Origin of the sequence: Phaeacidiphilus oryzae TH49, from assembly GCF_000744815.1 — a bacterium.
Taxonomy (GTDB): Bacteria; Actinomycetota; Actinomycetes; order Streptomycetales; family Streptomycetaceae; genus Phaeacidiphilus; species Phaeacidiphilus oryzae.
The window spans coordinates 5,458,257-5,473,921 of record NZ_JQMQ01000005.1 but is presented as its reverse complement, the minus strand read 5'-3'; the positions used below and the strand labels follow the sequence as shown (position 1 = coordinate 5,473,921).

The following is a 15,665-nucleotide window of genomic DNA, read 5'->3' as shown; positions in this document are numbered from 1 at the left end:
CTGTTCGACCCTTAATCTCAGGGCGTCATCGTCCCGAGCCGAGGAGAATCGTGCTGCCGACCCCGACCGAGTGGTCGATACCCCGCTGGATCAGCGTCCTGGTGCGGTCTCTGCTGGGCTGTCAGGTGTTGATCAGCCTGCTCGGCGTCGCCTACTACCTGGTGGGGCTGGACTCGTGGCGGCAGGAGGGGAGCGGCGGCGACCCCTCCGCGGATGCCTCCGTGCTGCACGACCTCCACCTTGTGCTGGGCGAGCCGGCGGTCACCCTGTACACCCTGACCGGGATCGCGTTCATCGTCTGGCTGCGCAAGGCGCGCAGTGCCGCGGAGTTCATCAGCCCGGACGCCACCCTGGACACCCCCGCCTGGACCGTGGCCTGCTGGGTCATTCCGATCGGCACCTACTTCCTGCCCTACCAGGTGGTGCGGAAGATCTGGCTGGCCTCCGAGCCGAGAGGTCAGCAGCCGGCGGCCGGCCCCGTCCGCTCGCCTCTCGTCCTGACCTGGTGGCTGCTGTTCGTGGTCGCCCGGCTGAGCGGGGGGCTGGTGGTGGAGATCCCCGCCCAGTTCTCGGTCGGCGGCCATGAGGTGATGGACGGGGTGCTCGCGGGCTGCGATCTCGTCCGCGCCGCCGCGGCGGTGCTGGCGATGGTGCTGGTCCACCGGCTCGGAACGCTGCAACAGGCCCGCGCGGCCCAGCTGTTCAGCCGACTGCCGGGCCAGCCGGCTCCGGCGCCCCAGCTCTGAGGCAACCGAGGCAACCGAGGCAGCGAAGGTGAGCGCATGCCGCGCTCACCTCACCGCAGGCCGAAACGGTCGACATCATCGCGAGCGGACGACTTGCCGACCGCCCCAGGGTCAGCCAACCGATCCCGGCGCGCGGCGGCGGCCGCGGAGCGAGCCTGCCAGGTGGACCAGCAGGCCGATCACCAGCCAGACCCCCGCGACGGCCAGCGCCAGCCGGCTGGCCTCGACCAGCACCGCGATGATGATGGCCGCCCCGACCACCGGCACGGCGAAGTCCGCCACCCCGCGCCCCGAGCCCTGCCGGCGCACCCCGAAGTAGCCGACCACGGAGGCGTGGAGGAACACGAAGGCGGTCAGCGCGCCCACGGTGACCAGGGAGGAGAGAAGGTCGAGCCCGTCCGCGCGGAGGGAGGCGGAGACCGAGATGATCGCGGTGAGGACCGCCGCGACCAGCGTCGCCGCCAGCGGCGTCCGGGTACGCGGGTTCACCGTGGCCAGCACCCGCGGCAGGTGGCCGTCGCGGGCCATACCGAGCATCAGCCGGCTCACCGCGGCCTGCCCCACCAGCGCGGAGAAGATCGGCCCGATCGCCCGGACGGTGGTCACGGTGGTGCCGAACCAGCCGGAGATGGCGTGCTGGAGCATGGTGTAGAAGGCGGAGCCCTGGTCCGCCGGGTGGGCGGCCAGCTGCGCCGGGGTTGCGGTGGTGAGCAGGCTGCCGAGGTAGGTCTGCACCACGAACAGCACGCCGGCCAGCACCAGGCAGAAGATCAGCGCCCGCCCCACCTGCCGGCTGGACCCGGTGTTCTCCTCGGCGAAGCCGGCGATCGCGTCGAAGCCCAGGAAGGAGAGCACCGCCACCGAGACCGCGCCGACCACGGCCGTCACGGAGAAGCCGTTGACGCCGGTGAACGGCGAGAGCCAGGGCCGCGCTGGCCCGTCGTGCACCAGGACGACGATCGCGGCCACGGTGAACATCGCCAGGATCACGATCTCCACGGCGAGCATCAGCATGCCGACCCGCGCGGCGATCCGCACCCCGGCCAGATTGAGCACGGTGATGACGACGACCGCGCCGCCGGACGCCAGCCACATGGGCAGGCCGGGCAGCAGGGCGTGGGTGGCCACCCCGGTGAAGAGGGCGGCCAGGCTGGGGATGAAGAGGTAGTCCAGGCCGACCATCCAGCCGGCTATGAAGCCGGGGGTGCGGCCGAGTCCCGCGGTCGCGTAGGCGAAGACCGAGCCCGCGCGCGGCACGCTCGCCGACATCCGGGCGTAGGACCAGGCAGTGAACCCCATGGCTACGGTCGCGACGACGAAGACCAGCGGGCTTACCCCGCCGCTCTTGGCGTCCAGCACGCCGTAGACGCCCATCGGCGCGGTCGGCCCGATGAACAGCAGGCCGTAGACGATCAGATCGCGGAGCGACAGGCTCCGCTCAAGGGTCGTCCCGGCCGCCTCGGCCCTCGCCCCGGCGTCTGCGGCGGTGGACGAGGACGGCACATTGGATGGCATGCGAGGGCTCCGATTCCGGCGGGCCCGCCCCACCCGGCGCCTTCGGGGCATAAGCCGGGGTTGACGAACCCATAAGTCGACTCGGAGAGGATCTCATGCCGGTCCCCGGGCGCCCCGGCCACCCCGGCCAGGGGCAGTCCCGAAGCGGTGGGTGAGCGGTCAGCGCCGGTTCACAGCTGGCGGCGGACGCCGGCCTCGCGGGCGGTGTCGCGGAGCTGGTCGCTGAGGCGGCCCTGGAGCGAGGTGCGGGCGTGGCCGCGGCGGCCGAGCGGGAGCACCGTACGGGAGGCGCCGTCCTCCAGGATCAGCGCCAGCCCGCCGTAGAGGGCGAAGACCCCGAGGGCCACCCCGAACCAGCCGGCCACGGTCTGCACGGCGGCCGGTGCGCCCGCCTCGTAGGCGCCGGTGAGGACGAAGCGGACGGCGCCGAGCAGCAGCAGCGCGGCGAAGAGCGGCTTGCCCTGCAAGGCGGCGACGAAGAGCAGCAGCATCACCGGCACCATCGTCAGCAGGAAGACCGCCATCACCGGCGACGGCTTCCCCGGGGTGCCGGTGGCCAGCAGCAGTGAGGTGCCCGCCCAGACGCCGGCGAAGACGCTCAGGGCGCAGGCCGCGCCCGCGTCCCTGGCCAAGAACGCGAAGACGGCGGCGAGCAGTTCCAGGGGCACCGCGAACACCAGGGCCAGCAGGGCGAGTTGGTGGGAGCTGCCGACCTCCACCCAGTGCAGTTGGAGGCAGGTGAGGAGGGTGCTGGCCACGCCGAAGGCGAGGAAGCCCAGCGGCAGGCTGCTGGCCACCGGGCGGAGCATGATGCGGGCGGCGGTGTCCGGGGAGTACGCGTCCGCCCGGTGGGCGCCGTCGCCGAAGTTCTGATCAGGGGTCATGACTGCGGTCCGGCTTTCGTCGGGTGCTGAGGGGTGCTGAGGGGTGCTGAGGGGTGCTGCGGGTACTGCGGCTGCTGCGGGGGCTGAGAGGCGGCGGGTCTGCCGTTGCGCTCGTCTGCCCGATCACCCGCGCCGCATGCCGTCCGCGCCGAACCGGCGTCCTGGAATCACCCGGATGCGCGAGGGGAGGGTTCGGGGGCGGCCTCTCGCGGTAGGCGCACCAGCGGCGGGCGGCGCCCTTGCCCGCCCCGTCGGTGGTTGTCGAGTCGCTGGGAGGTGTCGGTCGTGGCTGAGCCGACCATGGTGGTCACGGGCGCCAGTGCGGGAGTCGGCCGGGCCGTGGTGCGGCGGCTGGCGGCGCGCGGGGCGCGGCTGGGGCTGGTCGCCCGCGGGGAGGAGGCGCTGGAGGAGGCCGCCCGCGAGGCGCGGTCGCTGGGCGCCGCGGAGGCGCTGCCCCTGCCCGCCGACGTCGCCGACGCGGACGCGGTGGAGAAGGTCGCCGAGCGGGTCGAGAACGAGCTGGGCCCGATCGACGTGTGGGTGAACGACGCCTTCGCCACGGTCTTCGCCCCCTTCCAGCAGATCGCCCCGGCCGAGTTCCGGCGGGTGACCGAGGTGACGTACCTGGGGTACGTCAACGGCACCCGGGCCGCGCTGCGGCGGATGGTGCCCCGGGACCGCGGCGTGGTGGTGCAGGTCGGCTCGGCGATCGCGTACCGCGGGATCCCCCTGCAGAGCGTCTACAGCGGAGCGAAGCACGCGATCCAGGGCTGGAACGAGGCGGTGCGCTGCGAGCTGCTGCACAGCGGCTCGCGGGTGCGGACCACCATGGTGCAGCTGCCCGCCGTGGACACCCCGCAGTTCCGCTGGGTGCTCACCCGGCTGCCGCACCGGGCGCGGCCGGTGCCGCCGGTGTATCCGCCCGAGCTGGCCGCCAAGGCGGTGGAGACGGCGATCCTCCACCCGGGACGGCGGGAGTACTGGGTGGGCGCCAGCACGGTGGCGACCCTGGTGGCCAACGCGGTGGCACCGGGCCTGCTGGACCGCTATCTGGCGCGCACCGGCTACGACTCGCAGCAGGTGGACGACGAGGCGGTGCCGCCGTCCGCGCTGACCGGGAACCTGTGGCGGCCCGGTCCGGCCCGGCTGGCCGAGGCGTCCGGGGACTTCGGCCGCGAGGCGGCCAAGCGCGCGCCCTCGCGGGTGCCGTGGCTGTGGCGGTTCCGCTGACGAGGCCAGGCCGCCGGCGAAGCCCAGGCCGCCGGCGAGGCCGGGCGTGAGAAGCGAGTCGTGGGAAAAGTGAACCGTGTGATTCCCGCCGGGCCGGGTAGCCGCCCGGCGCGCCGGCTGCCGGGCGCCCCCGGTCCAGTGACCGGTGTTCTCAATGGTCCTGCTGGAGGCGCGGGTTGAGCGTACGAATGATCCGGATGCTGACCACCACCGACCACAAGGTGATCGGCAGTCTGTACCTGACCACGTCCTTCGGCTTCTTCCTGGTCGGTGGCGTGCTGGCGCTGCTGATGCGCGCCGAGCTGGCCCGGCCGGGCCTCCAGCTCTTCAGCGACGAGCAGTACAACCAGCTGTTCACCATGCACGGCACGATCATGCTGCTGCTCTTCGCCACCCCGACCTTCACCGGTTTCGCCAACTGGATCATGCCGCTGCAGATCGGCGCCCCCGACGTGGCCTTCCCGCGGCTGAACGCCTTCACCTACTGGGTGTTCCTCTTCGGCGGGCTGATGGTGCTGAGCGGCTTCCTCACCCGCGGCGGGGCGGCCGGCTTCGGCTGGTTCGCGTACGCGCCGCTCAACGGGGCCGAGCACTCCCCCGGCACCGGCGGCGACCTCTGGGCGATGGGCCTGGTGGTGGCCGGGCTGAGCAGCATCCTGGGGGCGGTCAACTTCATCACCACCATCGCCTGCCTGCGGGCTCCCGGGATGACCATGTTCCGGATGCCGATCTTCACCTGGAACACCCTGTTCACCTCGATCCTGATCCTCTTCGCCTTCCCGGTGCTCACCGCCGCCCTGCTGGTGCTGGAGGCCGACCGGCGGTTCGGGGCCATGGTGTTCGAGGCGCAGAACGGGGGCGCGCTGCTCTGGCAGCACCTCTTCTGGTTCTTCGGGCATCCAGAGGTCTACATCGTGGCGCTGCCGTTCTTCGGCATCGTCTCGGAGATCATCCCGGTGTTCAGCCGCAAGCCGATCTTCGGCTACTCCGGGCTGGTGGCCGCGACCATCGCCATCACCGGACTGTCGGCGGTGGTGTGGGCGCACCACATGTTCGCGACGGGGGCGGTGCTGCTGCCCTTCTTCTCGCTGATGTCCTTCCTGATCGCGGTGCCGACCGGGGTGAAGTTCTTCAACTGGATCGGCACCATGTGGCAGGGCTCGCTGAGCTTCGAGTCGCCGATGCTGTTCTGCATCGGCTTCCTGGTGACCTTCCTCTTCGGCGGCCTCAGCGGGGTGCTCCTCGCCTCGCCGCCGATCGACTTCCATGTGACGGACAGTTACTTCGTCGTGGCCCACCTCCACTACGTCCTCTTCGGGACGGTCGCCTTCGCCACCTTCGCCGGGTTCTACTTCTGGTGGCCCAAGTTCACCGGCCGGATGCTGGACGAACGGCTCGCCCGGATCCACTTCTGGACGCTCTTCGTCGGCTTCCAGACCACCTTCCTGGTGCAGCACTGGCTGGGCGCCGAGGGGATGCCCCGGCGGTACGCGGACTATCTGGCGACGGACGGGTTCACCACCCTCAACACCGTCTCCTCGATCGGCTCGTTCCTGCTGGGCCTGTCCACGCTGCCGTTCCTCTACAACATCTGGAAGACCTCCCGCTACGGCCGGCGGGTCGAGGAGGCGGACCCGTGGGGATGGGGGCGCTCGCTGGAGTGGGCGACCTCCTGCCCGCCGCCCCGGCACAACTTCGAGGCGCTGCCGCGGATCCGCTCCGACTCGCCGGCCTTCGACCTCCACCATCCGGAGATCAGCGCGCCCGGGGTCTATCCGGGCGTCTCCGAGGGCGAGGGGGACGAGCGCGGCCGCAGGCCACCGGAGGAACTCCCCGAGGAGCTTCCCGTGGAGCGCGCGGAGCCCGCGGAGTCCCCGGAACCCGCGGAGCTGCCCGAGGGAGGTGAGCGGAGGTGAGGACGGAGGCCCGCCTCTTCGCCGTGGTGGCGATCTTCTTCGCGGTCGCCGGCGGGATCTACGACGCCTTCGCCAAGGAGCCGGCCGGAAAGGCCGCGCTGGCGCTGTGCTTCCTGATGTCCGCGCTGATCTCCTTCTTCTTCTACATGCAGCACCGCCGGCTGGGCGGCGGCCGGGCGCAGGACCGCCCGGACGCCGAGGTCACCGAGACGGCCGGGCCCCTGGAGTTCTTCCCCCCGCACAGCGTCTACCCGGTGCTGGCCGCGGCCGGGTTCGCGCTGCTCTGCCTGGGCGTGGTCCTGGGGCTGTGGCTCTTCCTGATCGGCCTCGGCGTGGTGGTGGCGGGCGTGCTGGGGTTCGTCTTCCAGTACAACGGCTGAAGCCGCCGGACGCGGGCCCGGCCCAGGGGGGCCGGCCCGCGTCCTTTTGACCTGCCGTCAGCGCACCAGCCAGCGGCCCAGGGCGGCCCGCGCGCGGGCCCGGCGGCCGGCCTCGCTGACCGCGCTCCCCTCGGCATCCGGGTCGACGCCCGCGTCCTCCGGGTCCCGCACCCTCTCCAGCGCCGCCCTCTCCAGCGCCGACCGGTCCAGCCCCGACCGGTCCGGCCCGGACGGGGCGGGCAGGGCGCTCGCCGCGCGGCGGGCCAGCACCACCCGGCGGGTCTCCTCCGGCAGCGGCTCCCGGTCCTCCTCGTAGCCGCCGGCGGCGTTCTGCCGTACCCGGCCGGTCTCCTCACCCTCCGTCAGACGCTCCTCCTCCCAGGCCCGGAGGCCCCGGCAGGCCCGCTTGGTGAGGAGGAAGGCGAGAGGCGGGGCGACCAGGAAGGCGATCCGCAGGGTCCAGTTGAGGGCGTTCACGGAGACGTGGAGGGTGTCCGCGAGGACGTCCTGGCCGCCGCCGAGCAGCAGCACCACGTACCAGGTCAGTCCGGCCACGCCCAGGCCGGTGCGGGTGGGCCGGTCCCGCGGGCGCTCGCTGAGATGGTGCTCGGCGAGGTCACCGGTCAGTCTCCGCTCCACGAAGGGGTAGGCGTACAGCGCGGCGAAGAGGACCATCGGCAGGACGACGGCGGGCAGCAGCACGTCCCAGACCACGGTGTGCCCCAGGAACCGGGTCTCGGTCGCCGGCATCAGCCGCAGCGCGCCCTCCAGGAAGCCCACGTACCAGTCGGGTTGGGCGTCGGTGGAGGCCTGGTCCGGCCGGTAGGGGCCGTACAGCCAGATGGGGTTGATCTGGGCCACCGCGCCGAGCACCGCCAGCACCCCGGCGGTCATCGCGGCCAGCCCGGTCGAGCGGGCCGCGAACTGCGGGAACATCGGGATGCCGACCACGTTCCGGTTGGTCCGCCCCGGTCCCGCCCAGTGGGTGTGCTTGAGGCGCACCACCAGCATCAGGTGGACGCCGACCAGCGCCAGCAGCAGCCCGGGCAGCAGCAGGATGTGGGCGGCGTACAGCCGCGGCACGATCGCCTCCCCGGGGAACTCCCCGCCGAAGAGGAAGAACTGCAGGTACGTGCCGACCAGCGGGATGGAGAGGACGATCCCCTCGGCGGTGCGCAGCCCCGTGCCGGAGAGGAGGTCGTCGGGGAGCGAGTAGCCGCAGAACCCCTCCAGCACCGCGAGGAGGAAGAGGGTCACCCCGACCATCCAGTTGAGCTCGCGCGGTCGCCGGAACGCCCCGGTGAGGAAGATCCGCATCATGTGGACGCCGATCGCGGCCACGAAGAGGTCGGCGGCCCAGTGGTGGATCTGCCGGATCAGCAGCCCGCCGCGCACGTCGAAGCTGATGTGGAGGGTGGAGTCGTAGGCCTCGGACATCCGCACCCCGCGCAGCGGGGCGTAGCTGCCGTGGTAGACGGTCTCGCTCATCGAGGGGTGGAAGAAGAGGGTCAGCCAGACGCCGGTGGCCAGCAGCACCACGAAGCTGTACAGGGCCAGCTCGCCCAGCAGGTAGGACCAGTGGTCGGGGAAGATCTTGCGGAGGCCGCCCTTGGCGAGCTCCATCAGCGGCAGCCGGCGGTCCAGGGCGAGCGCTCCGCCGCGGGCGCGCCGCGCGGCCCGCCGCTTCGCGTCGGCCAGCGGGTGCGGGATGAGCCAGGACATCACTCCCCCGCCGCCTGCTGGAGTCCGGAGCGACCGAAGTGGAGGAGGTCGGAGGCGGCGGCCGCGCTGAGCGCGGTGGCGGCCAGCCGGGTCGCCCGGGGGGCGAAGACCAGCCCGGCGACGAAGCCGGTGGAGGCCCAGAGTCCGGTGCAGAACGGGCAGCTCAGCAGCTCGCCGACGGCCTTCCGGGCGCCGCGCCCGCGGACGTCCTCCTTGAGCTCGGCCGGGCCCGAGGTGCCGCGGAAGCGGGTGAAGGGCGCCCGCAGCGGGCTGGTCACCGGGTCCTTGGCGACCAGCCGGGAGAGCCGGTGGGTGGCGCCGGTGACCAGCAGCAGGTCCCAGGGCGTCGGGTCGGGCAGCCGGCGGCCGGTCAGCCGGGCGGCGCCGGCCATGGCGCCGACCAGCCCCAGGTAGACGCCCATCGTCCCGGCGTACGCGGTCACCGGGTGGTCGGAGTCGCCGGCGTAGGCCTCCTCGGTCTCCCGCACGGCCTCGCGCAGCCCTCCGGCGCGCCCGGAGCCGGAGCCGGGCGCAGACTCGGAGGCGGACGCCGAGGCGGACTCGTCGGCGGACTGGGATGCCGGCTCGTCGGGGCCGGAGCCGGGTCGGGGCGGTTGCGGACGGTTCATCGGCCACCTTCTCCGTCGGGGATACCGCGATCGCGGCTACCCGGGCAGCCCGGACGGAAACGATCGCTTCGGTACGCGTGGGCCGGGAAGCCGCAGGAGAGGAGGTGATCGCGATGACCGACGGCGAGTCGTACGGCGACGAGGTCTATCAACCGGAACCCGGCGAGGCCGAGCAGCGGGAGGACACCGGTCTGCTCGACCAGGAGGACACCCTGGACGCCCACGGCGCCGAGCAGACCATCGAGGAGGGCTACTCGCCACCCGAACGGCCGCGCGGCGCCGAGCACCACGGGGTGACGGCGGCCGAGCAGCGGGAGGGGGAGTCGCTGGACCAGCGGCTGGCCGAGGAGGTCCCCGAGGAGGGGGCGGGCGGACCGGGCGAGCCCACCGGTCCCGAGCGGTCCGCCGGCGCCGCCGACTACGAGGCCGACGCGGACCTCGGCCGACCTGGCGCACGCGCGCCGCGGCGCGAGGTCGGCGACCTGCGGACCGGACGTCTCGTGGCACCCCGGCAGGGCGCCGCCGAGGAGTCCGGGGAGGGCGTGGCGGCCGAGGACGTCGGCGTGGACAGCGCCGTCGCTCCCGCCGAGGAGGCCGCCGTCCACACCATCGACGACGATCGGGAACTGCCCCCGCAGAACGATGAGGAGGAGCGATGACAGAGGAACACCCGCTGAGTGCGGAGCAGCTGACGGAACGGCTGGCCGATCCCCGGCTGCACGAGTGGCGCCATGAGGACGGTGCGCTGCGCCGCACCGTGCTGGCCCCGGACTTCACGACGGCGGTGCGGATGCTGGACCAGCTGGTGGAGGACGCGGCGCGGCTGCACCGCACGCCGAACGTCGCGATCAGCGGCCGCACCCTGGACTTCAGCGTGGCCCCTCCGGCCGGCGGCAGTGGCTCCGGCACCTTCAGCGAGGAGGACGTGGAGCTCTGCCGGCGGATCGAGTACGCGGTGGGGACCAGGACCGGCGTGGAGTAGCCCGGCGGGCGGCCGCGGTGGCCGCGCCGCCCGCGCGGCCGACCGACCGCCGGGCGCGCCCGGGCCGCCGGGCCCGCCCCCGGCGCGCGCCCCGGGTCGGCCGCGCCGGTCGCCCGGCCGGACCGACCGCCGCCGGGGTCAGCCGCTCAGCTTCGCCGCGCACTCCAGCAGCAGCGCGTGGACGAACGCCTGCGGGAGGTTGCCGCGCAGCTGGCGCTGGGCCACGTCGTACTCCTCCGCGTAGAGCCCGGAGGGGCCGCAGGCCGCGCGGTTGCGCTCGAACCAGCGGTGGGCGGAGACCTGGCGGCCCTGCTGGGCCTCGGCCAGGGCCATGGTGAACCCGCACATCAGGAAGGCGCCCTCGGACTCGCCGAGCGGGCGGTCGTCCGGCCGGAAGCGGTAGGCGAAGTGATCGTCGGTCAGCTCCCGGGCGACCGCCCGTACCGTGGCCTGCTGGCGCGGGTCGTCCGGCGGGACGGCGCCGCGCACGCCGGGCAGCAGCAGGGCGGCGTCGGTGCGCGGGTCGTCGACGGCGCGCTGCCAGCAGCCGGAGGGGTGGACGGCGTTGCGTCCCGCCCAGTCCAGCAGCCGGTCGGCCAGCTCGGCGGCCTCCTCGCACAGGCCGCGGGGCCCGCCCGAGCCGGCCAGCGCGCGCAGCCCGGAGACGCAGGCCAGCCTGCTCTGCGTCCACATCCGGGGACCCAGCTCCCAGACCCCGCTGTCCGGCTCCTGCCAGCGCTCACGGACGGCGTCGAGGGCGGTGCGGGCCGCGGCCCAGCCGTCGGAACCCTCCGGGGCGGCCGAGTCGTCGAGGAGGCCCTGGCGGGCGGCGGTGGCGAGGAGCAGCAGCACCTCGCCGAAGGCGTCCAGCTGGAACTGGCTTCCGGCGCGGTTGCCCAGCACGTCATGGCTGCCGGGGTAGCCGGGCAGGTGGAGCGGGCGCTGCGGGGGCAGCGTGCCGCCGTAGACGGTGTAGGCGGGGGCCAGCCGGGGGCCGTCCTGGAGGACCCGCTCGATCAGGAAGCGGAGCTGCCGACCGAGCAGCGGCTGGGGGGAGCCGGAGGCGCAGAGGGCCAGGGCGGCCCAGCTCTGGTCGCGGATCCAGGCGTAGCGGTAGTCGTAGCTGCTGCCGCTGTCCGCGTCTTCGTCCGGGCCCTGGCTGTCCGGGCTGACCTGCTCGGGGAGGCTGGTGGTGGCCGCGGCGGCCATTCCGCCCGCGGACGAGGTGAGTCCGCGGAGGACGGCGTACGCCTGACGGGCGTCGCGCCGGGCGAGGACCCCGTCCAGCGGCGGGACCTCGGCGGACCAGGCGTCCTCGGTGGCCTTCCAGGCCTGTTCGGGGTCGGGCGCGGGGCCGGTGAACGGGCGTTCCGAGATCTCCAGCACCAGGTCGTGCTGCTCGCCGGGGGCGGGGTGGAGGGTCAGCTCCAGGACCGGGCCGGGCTGACCGCGGCCCGGCGAGACCGGGCGGGCGGCCTCGGCGCCGGTCCAGCGCAGCCACAGCGGGCCGAGCCGGGCGGTCCAGGCGCCGCCGTCGTTCCGGGTGAGCTCCGAGGCGCCGTACTCGCCGAAGCCGGCCGCCGGGGCGAGCCGGACCCGGACCGGGACCTCCAGGCCCTGGACGCCGACCCGCCGGAGCACCACGGCGGTGTGCGGGTCGGAGGGCAGGGCCAGGGCGTCCCGACAGGTCACGGTGCCGCCGTCGACCGTCCACTGCGAGGTCCAGATCAGCGAGCCCGGCCGGTAGGCGCCGCCGGGGACGCAGCGCTGCAGGGGGCTGACCGAGTACTCCCCCGGTCCGCCGAGGAGGCCGGCGAAGACCGCGTCGGAGTCCCAGCGGGGAGCGCACATCCAGGCGAACTCCCCGTGCGGTCCGAGGAGTGCTCCGCGCTCGCCGTCCGCGATGAGGGCGTAGTCGCGCAGCGCGCCGGGAGAGCCCGCGGCGGCCGCGCCGTCGGAGCGCCAGGGCATGGGTGTGGACATGGCCATGGCCTGCGCTTTCCCGCGGCGTCCGGGGGGAAACCGCGGGCCGGGCGGGGCGGTCGTTTCACGCGGGTCGCGGGTGGTAGGCGCAGCGCACGACGGGCGGGCGACGGCCTGAGGCGACGGCCTGAACGGCGGTCCCGACGGCGGCCCGCCCGGACACGCACGCGAGTTCGGGAGTTGACGATGGATCTGGCACCCTTCGCCCCCCTCTACCGGGACGGTGCCGGCCGATGCGCCAGCGTGTACCTCACCACCACGCGCACCGAGCCGCCCTCCGAGGAGGCGGTGGCGCGGCGCTGGCGGGCACTGCGCGAACGGCTCGAAGGGCTCGGCGCGGACCAGGCGACCCTCTCCGCGCTGGACGAGGCCGCCGGTGCGGACCGCGGCGAGGCCGGGCCGCAGGGGCAGGCGCTCTTCGCCTCCGGCGGCGAACTCCGCTACGGGGAGGAACTGCCCGTACCGCCGGATCCGGACAGCGCCGACTTCGGCCGGCTGCCGCGGCTGCTGCCGCTGGTCAGCAGGCGCTCGGAGCTGCCCCGCCACCTGCTGGTGCGGGTCGACCACACCGGCGCCGAACTGGAGGTGTGCGGGGCCGGCGAGGGGGAGGCCGCGGAGAGCGCCGGCGGGCAGACCTACCCGCTGCACAAGGCGCACTCCGGCGGGTGGTCGCAGAAGCGCCACCAGCGGCGGGCCGAGAACACCTGGGACCGGAACGCCCGCGGGGTCGCCGAGGAGGCGGCCCGGCTGGCCGAGCGGGAGCGGGCGGAGCTGATCGTCCTCGCCGGGGACGTCCGTGCCCGGGCGCTCTTCCTCGACCATCTGGCACGGGTCGGCGGGGGCTGGCGGGACCGCACGGTGGAGGTGCCGGGCCGGCCGGAGGGGTCCGCGGCGGGCTCCGCGGCGGGCTCCGCGGCCGAGGAGACAGAGGTGGCCGCGGAGGGCGCGCCCGCCGCTCCGGACTCGGTACGCGGGGTGGCCGAGAAGGCCCGGGACGAGGCCCGGGCGCGGCTGGCCGACCGGTTCGCCCGGCGCCTGGCGGAGGGCACGGCCGTGGAGGGCCTGGCCGCCACCGCCGAGGCGCTGCGCTCGGCCCAGGTCGACACCCTGCTGCTGGACGCGGACCCGGACGCCGAGCCGATGCGGGCCGAGCTGTGGTGGGGGACGGCCCCCGACGGCACCTCCGAGGTGGGCCGACTCGGGCTCGCCCCCGAGGAGTTGACCGAGGCCGAGCGCTCCGGGGAGGTCTTCCGGGACCGCGCGGCCGACGTGCTGCTCCGGGAGGCGGCGCTGGGCTCGGCCGACCTGGTGCTGACCGGCGCGGAGCGGCCCGGGCCGCGCCCGGCGGAGGGCGTGGGCGCGCTGCTGCGCCGGGCGGCCTGACCGGCGGGGCGGCCCGCCTCGCACAACCCCTACCCCGCACAACCCCTACCCGACAGAGGTGAGTTGCAGTGAGCCAGCCGATCGACCGCGGAAGCAGCAAGCACGGTCCGGCCCTGGACGACGAGATGGCCCGGGAGACCGAGGGCCTGGTCCGCAGCGGCCGGCACACCCGGGCCGAGGAGTGGCACGACCCTGAGCCGCCGGACGACGAGGAGGACGCCGAGTCCGCGGAGGGCGCACCGCTCGCGGGGTCGGAGGAGTCCGACGAGGACGAGGGCGCCGGACCGGGCTGAGCCCGGCCGGTCCACCGCCACATCCGCTGTGGGCGGCCCGCCGTCGGACGAAGGACGGCGGGCCGCCCACAGCGCGGCTGTGCCGGGCGGGCGACCCGGGCCGCCGGGCGGGCCCGGCAGGCCGTCGGTGGCCTCAGCGGCCTCAGTGGCCCCGGTCGGCGAAGGCGTCCCTGGCCTTGTCGAGCATGGCGGCGAATGGACCGGCGACCTTGACTGCCGTGGGATTGCCGACCGCGGAGGGGTGCGGATGGGTGGGCGCCTTCCCCTCGACCTCAAGGAGCTTCTCGCCGAGCCGGACCAGCTCGTCGGCGTCCGCCGCACCCAGCACCGCCGGGAACTCCTTCTGCTCCTCGGCGTGGGCGTGCGCCAGCACCGACTTCTCGAAGTTCTCGAACTTCCGCACGAAGTCTGCGCTGTGGACGTCCAGCTTCTCCAACTCGGCCAGCACGTGGGCGGCTTCGTCCTCCTCCTGGTTGCGCTGGTCGGCGACGCCCTCCGGGGCGGCCTTCGCCGAGAGCGGCCGGAGCACCTGCTCCTCCGCGGTCTCATGGATGGCGAGCAGTTCGCGCAGGGCGTCGAAGGACTCCTGCTTCGCCTCCGGCTCGCCGGCCCGCACGGTCGCCAACAGCCGCTGCACCCGCTGGTGCTGGAGCAGCAGTACGCGGATCAGGTGGTGTTCCGGCAGGCTCTTCGGATCCACTCCGAGGGCGTTGCTCTCACTCATCGACGGGTCCTCTCTCAGTCGGTGGGGGCGGACCGGGCGGAGCCCGCTGTGCGCTGCTCCGACCGGTGCCATCTCTGCGTCTGGCCGCAATCACGCTCCGGAAACGGGCGGGGCGGGGCCGAGCCGGCGTCACGTTCCGCGGGTGGCTTCCCGGGTAGCCGCCCGCCGGAGGTGAGATGACATGCCGTCCGAGAAGAGCTCACTGACCGTACGCGAGCAGTGGGCCCTCCAGTCGATCGAACGGGAACTCAACCGGGACGACGCCCTCCAGCGCCGCTGGGACCGGGTCCAGCGCAGCCGGCTGCTGCGGCTGGCCGCGCTCCTGCGCCGGCGGCGACGGAGCGTGCTGGTCGTCCTGCTCACGCTGGACAGCGCGCTGCTGCCGACGGCGCTGCTGGTGCGGTCGTCCTGGGGGTACGCCGCCTTCGGGCTGCTGATCCTGGCGACCGCGGGGTTCGCCACCGCGACCGCGGCCCCACCCCGGGGATGAGCCGGCCCGGTCCCCCGCGGTATCCCGCGGGGGACCGCTGTTTGTGCTCCGGGGCTGCCGGAAAGTCGCGTAGACGAAGGCCGCGCCGACAGCGAGGCACCCGACCCCGGAGTCATTCTGATGCGGTATCAGCAGATCCAGCACGGGCGGCACGCCCACCGGCCGGGGCGGGAGGAGGACGTGCAGCGGGCCTCGGCGCACTGCGCCGCGCTCTCCTCGGCGACCGAGCGGCTGCGCCGGGAGCAGGTCCCGCTGCTCATCGAGTGGGGCCGCAGCCTGGCCGGGCTGCTCGGCAGCGGCGGGCGGCTGCTCGCCGCCGGCAACGGGGGCAGCGCGGCCCAGGCCCAGCAGCTGACCGCCGGGCTGGTCAGCCGGTACGCCGACGACCGTCCGGCGTACTCGGCGATCGCCCTCCACGCCGACACCTCCAGTCTGACCGCGATCGGCGACGACTACGGGTACGGCGACGTCTTCGCCCGCCAGATCGCCGCCCACGGCAGGCCCGGCGACGTGCTGGTGGCACTGAGCACCACCGGGCGGAGCAGGAACCTCCTCAGCGCCGCCGAGGCGGCCCGCGGCCTCGGGATGCGGGTCTGGGCGCTGACCGGGGCCGCGCCCAATCCGCTGGCCGACGGCGCGGACGAGCTGTTCGCGGTGCCCACCGACAACCCGGGGGTGGTGCAAGAGGTGCACCTCCTCGCCGTCCACCTCCTCTGCGAGCAGTTCGAGACGGCGATCGCCGCCCGCCACGAGCGGACCGTGGAGGGCCTCGGCGGGCCGCCCGATCC

General features: G+C 74.2%; 15 protein-coding genes and 1 pseudogene. 10 read left to right on the top strand and 6 right to left on the bottom strand.

Going from position 1 to position 15,665, the window contains the following annotated elements; all coding sequences use genetic code 11:
- The first annotated feature begins 50 nt into the window (after positions 1 to 50).
- Positions 51 to 746, top strand: coding sequence for a DUF4328 domain-containing protein (locus tag BS73_RS28100; RefSeq protein ID WP_037577156.1), 696 nt, complete (start codon positions 51 to 53; stop codon positions 744 to 746).
- Between the two features lie 111 nt (positions 747 to 857).
- On the opposite strand, the gene BS73_RS28095 is transcribed toward BS73_RS28100, so the two are convergent.
- Both BS73_RS28095 and BS73_RS28090 read right to left on the bottom strand, forming a co-directional pair.
- Complete coding sequence (locus tag BS73_RS28095; RefSeq protein WP_037577154.1) at positions 858 to 2,261, bottom strand: APC family permease; 1,404 nt, start codon at positions 2,259 to 2,261, stop codon at positions 858 to 860.
- 170 nt (positions 2,262 to 2,431) lie between these two features.
- On the bottom strand, positions 2,432 to 3,145 hold the full coding sequence (locus tag BS73_RS28090) for a GPR1/FUN34/YaaH family transporter (protein WP_084704413.1): 714 nt from the start codon (positions 3,143 to 3,145) through the stop codon (positions 2,432 to 2,434).
- A 285-nt stretch (positions 3,146 to 3,430) separates the two neighbouring features.
- Between BS73_RS28090 and BS73_RS28085 the strand changes: the two genes are divergently transcribed.
- The 3 genes from BS73_RS28085 to ctaF all read left to right on the top strand — a co-directional run bounded on the left by BS73_RS28085 (position 3,431) and on the right by ctaF (position 6,671).
- A complete protein-coding gene (locus tag BS73_RS28085; RefSeq protein WP_265736878.1) occupies positions 3,431 to 4,375 on the top strand; it encodes an SDR family oxidoreductase in 945 nt (314 codons plus the stop codon).
- Between the two features lie 188 nt (positions 4,376 to 4,563).
- Positions 4,564 to 6,291 (top strand): aa3-type cytochrome oxidase subunit I, encoded by a 1,728-nt coding sequence (ctaD, locus tag BS73_RS28080; protein WP_037577152.1) that lies wholly within the window; start codon positions 4,564 to 4,566, stop codon positions 6,289 to 6,291.
- Positions 6,288 to 6,671: an aa3-type cytochrome oxidase subunit IV gene (gene ctaF / locus BS73_RS28075; RefSeq protein WP_037577150.1), complete on the top strand. Its 384-nt coding sequence runs from the start codon at positions 6,288 to 6,290 to the stop codon at positions 6,669 to 6,671. Before ctaD ends, ctaF begins: the two co-directional genes overlap by 4 nt.
- A 57-nt stretch (positions 6,672 to 6,728) precedes the next feature.
- Here the strand turns inward: ctaF and qcrB are convergent, their stop codons facing one another.
- Both qcrB and BS73_RS28065 read right to left on the bottom strand, forming a co-directional pair.
- Positions 6,729 to 8,393: a cytochrome bc1 complex cytochrome b subunit gene (qcrB, locus tag BS73_RS28070; protein WP_051940961.1), complete on the bottom strand. Its 1,665-nt coding sequence runs from the start codon at positions 8,391 to 8,393 to the stop codon at positions 6,729 to 6,731.
- On the bottom strand, positions 8,393 to 9,022 hold the full coding sequence (locus BS73_RS28065; protein ID WP_084704411.1) for a DUF1360 domain-containing protein: 630 nt from the start codon (positions 9,020 to 9,022) through the stop codon (positions 8,393 to 8,395). Before BS73_RS28065 ends, qcrB begins: the two co-directional genes overlap by 1 nt.
- A gap of 113 nt (positions 9,023 to 9,135) precedes the next feature.
- On the opposite strand from BS73_RS28065, the gene BS73_RS28060 reads away from it, so the two are divergent.
- Together BS73_RS28060 and BS73_RS28055 are read left to right on the top strand one after the other, a co-directional pair.
- The gene (locus BS73_RS28060; protein WP_037581455.1) at positions 9,136 to 9,681 is read left to right on the top strand and encodes a DUF5709 domain-containing protein; all 546 of its coding nucleotides are present in this window, start codon (positions 9,136 to 9,138) and stop codon (positions 9,679 to 9,681) included.
- The gene (locus BS73_RS28055) at positions 9,678 to 10,004 is read left to right on the top strand and encodes a 4a-hydroxytetrahydrobiopterin dehydratase (protein ID WP_037577149.1); all 327 of its coding nucleotides are present in this window, start codon (positions 9,678 to 9,680) and stop codon (positions 10,002 to 10,004) included. Before BS73_RS28060 ends, BS73_RS28055 begins: the two co-directional genes overlap by 4 nt.
- 138 nt (positions 10,005 to 10,142) lie before the next feature.
- Here BS73_RS28055 and BS73_RS28050 read toward each other — a convergent pair whose 3' ends face one another.
- A complete protein-coding gene (locus BS73_RS28050; RefSeq protein ID WP_235215567.1) occupies positions 10,143 to 11,987 on the bottom strand; it encodes a glycoside hydrolase family 15 protein in 1,845 nt (614 codons plus the stop codon).
- A gap of 186 nt (positions 11,988 to 12,173) precedes the next feature.
- Here BS73_RS28050 and BS73_RS28045 point away from each other — a divergent pair, with 186 nt between their 5' ends.
- Together BS73_RS28045 and BS73_RS38930 are read left to right on the top strand one after the other, a co-directional pair.
- Complete coding sequence (locus BS73_RS28045; RefSeq protein ID WP_037577142.1) at positions 12,174 to 13,370, top strand: baeRF2 domain-containing protein; 1,197 nt, start codon at positions 12,174 to 12,176, stop codon at positions 13,368 to 13,370.
- Between the two features lie 68 nt (positions 13,371 to 13,438).
- Entirely contained in the window at positions 13,439 to 13,663 is a 225-nt protein-coding gene (locus BS73_RS38930; RefSeq protein ID WP_051940959.1) for a hypothetical protein, read from the top strand.
- A gap of 142 nt (positions 13,664 to 13,805) precedes the next feature.
- Here the strand turns inward: BS73_RS38930 and BS73_RS28035 are convergent, their stop codons facing one another.
- Positions 13,806 to 14,387: a hemerythrin domain-containing protein gene (locus BS73_RS28035; protein ID WP_051940955.1), complete on the bottom strand. Its 582-nt coding sequence runs from the start codon at positions 14,385 to 14,387 to the stop codon at positions 13,806 to 13,808.
- Between the two features lie 181 nt (positions 14,388 to 14,568).
- Here BS73_RS28035 and BS73_RS28030 point away from each other — a divergent pair, with 181 nt between their 5' ends.
- Together BS73_RS28030 and BS73_RS35600 are read left to right on the top strand one after the other, a co-directional pair.
- On the top strand, positions 14,569 to 14,877 hold the full coding sequence (locus BS73_RS28030; protein ID WP_037577140.1) for a hypothetical protein: 309 nt from the start codon (positions 14,569 to 14,571) through the stop codon (positions 14,875 to 14,877).
- A 120-nt stretch (positions 14,878 to 14,997) separates the two neighbouring features.
- Positions 14,998 to 15,654 (top strand): annotated as a pseudogene (locus BS73_RS35600) (D-sedoheptulose-7-phosphate isomerase); the annotation flags it as partial.
- Between the last annotated feature and the right edge of the window lie 11 nt (positions 15,655 to 15,665).

Excerpts from the sequence above, each read along its gene's own strand:
- BS73_RS28095 (WP_037577154.1), bottom strand. The coding sequence starts at position 2,261 with ATGCCATCCAATGTGCCGTCCTCGTCCACCGCCGCAGACGCCGGGGCG.
- BS73_RS28090 (WP_084704413.1), bottom strand. The coding sequence starts at position 3,145 with ATGACCCCTGATCAGAACTTCGGCGACGGCGCCCACCGGGCGGACGCG.
- ctaD (WP_037577152.1), top strand. The coding sequence starts at position 4,564 with ATGATCCGGATGCTGACCACCACCGACCACAAGGTGATCGGCAGTCTG.
- qcrB (WP_051940961.1), bottom strand. The coding sequence starts at position 8,393 with ATGTCCTGGCTCATCCCGCACCCGCTGGCCGACGCGAAGCGGCGGGCC.
- BS73_RS28065 (WP_084704411.1), bottom strand. The coding sequence starts at position 9,022 with ATGAACCGTCCGCAACCGCCCCGACCCGGCTCCGGCCCCGACGAGCCG.
- BS73_RS28060 (WP_037581455.1), top strand. The coding sequence starts at position 9,136 with ATGACCGACGGCGAGTCGTACGGCGACGAGGTCTATCAACCGGAACCC.
- BS73_RS28055 (WP_037577149.1), top strand. The coding sequence starts at position 9,678 with ATGACAGAGGAACACCCGCTGAGTGCGGAGCAGCTGACGGAACGGCTG.
- BS73_RS28050 (WP_235215567.1), bottom strand. The coding sequence starts at position 11,987 with ATGTCCACACCCATGCCCTGGCGCTCCGACGGCGCGGCCGCCGCGGGC.
- BS73_RS28045 (WP_037577142.1), top strand. The coding sequence starts at position 12,174 with ATGGATCTGGCACCCTTCGCCCCCCTCTACCGGGACGGTGCCGGCCGA.
- BS73_RS28035 (WP_051940955.1), bottom strand. The coding sequence starts at position 14,387 with ATGAGTGAGAGCAACGCCCTCGGAGTGGATCCGAAGAGCCTGCCGGAA.
- BS73_RS28030 (WP_037577140.1), top strand. The coding sequence starts at position 14,569 with ATGCCGTCCGAGAAGAGCTCACTGACCGTACGCGAGCAGTGGGCCCTC.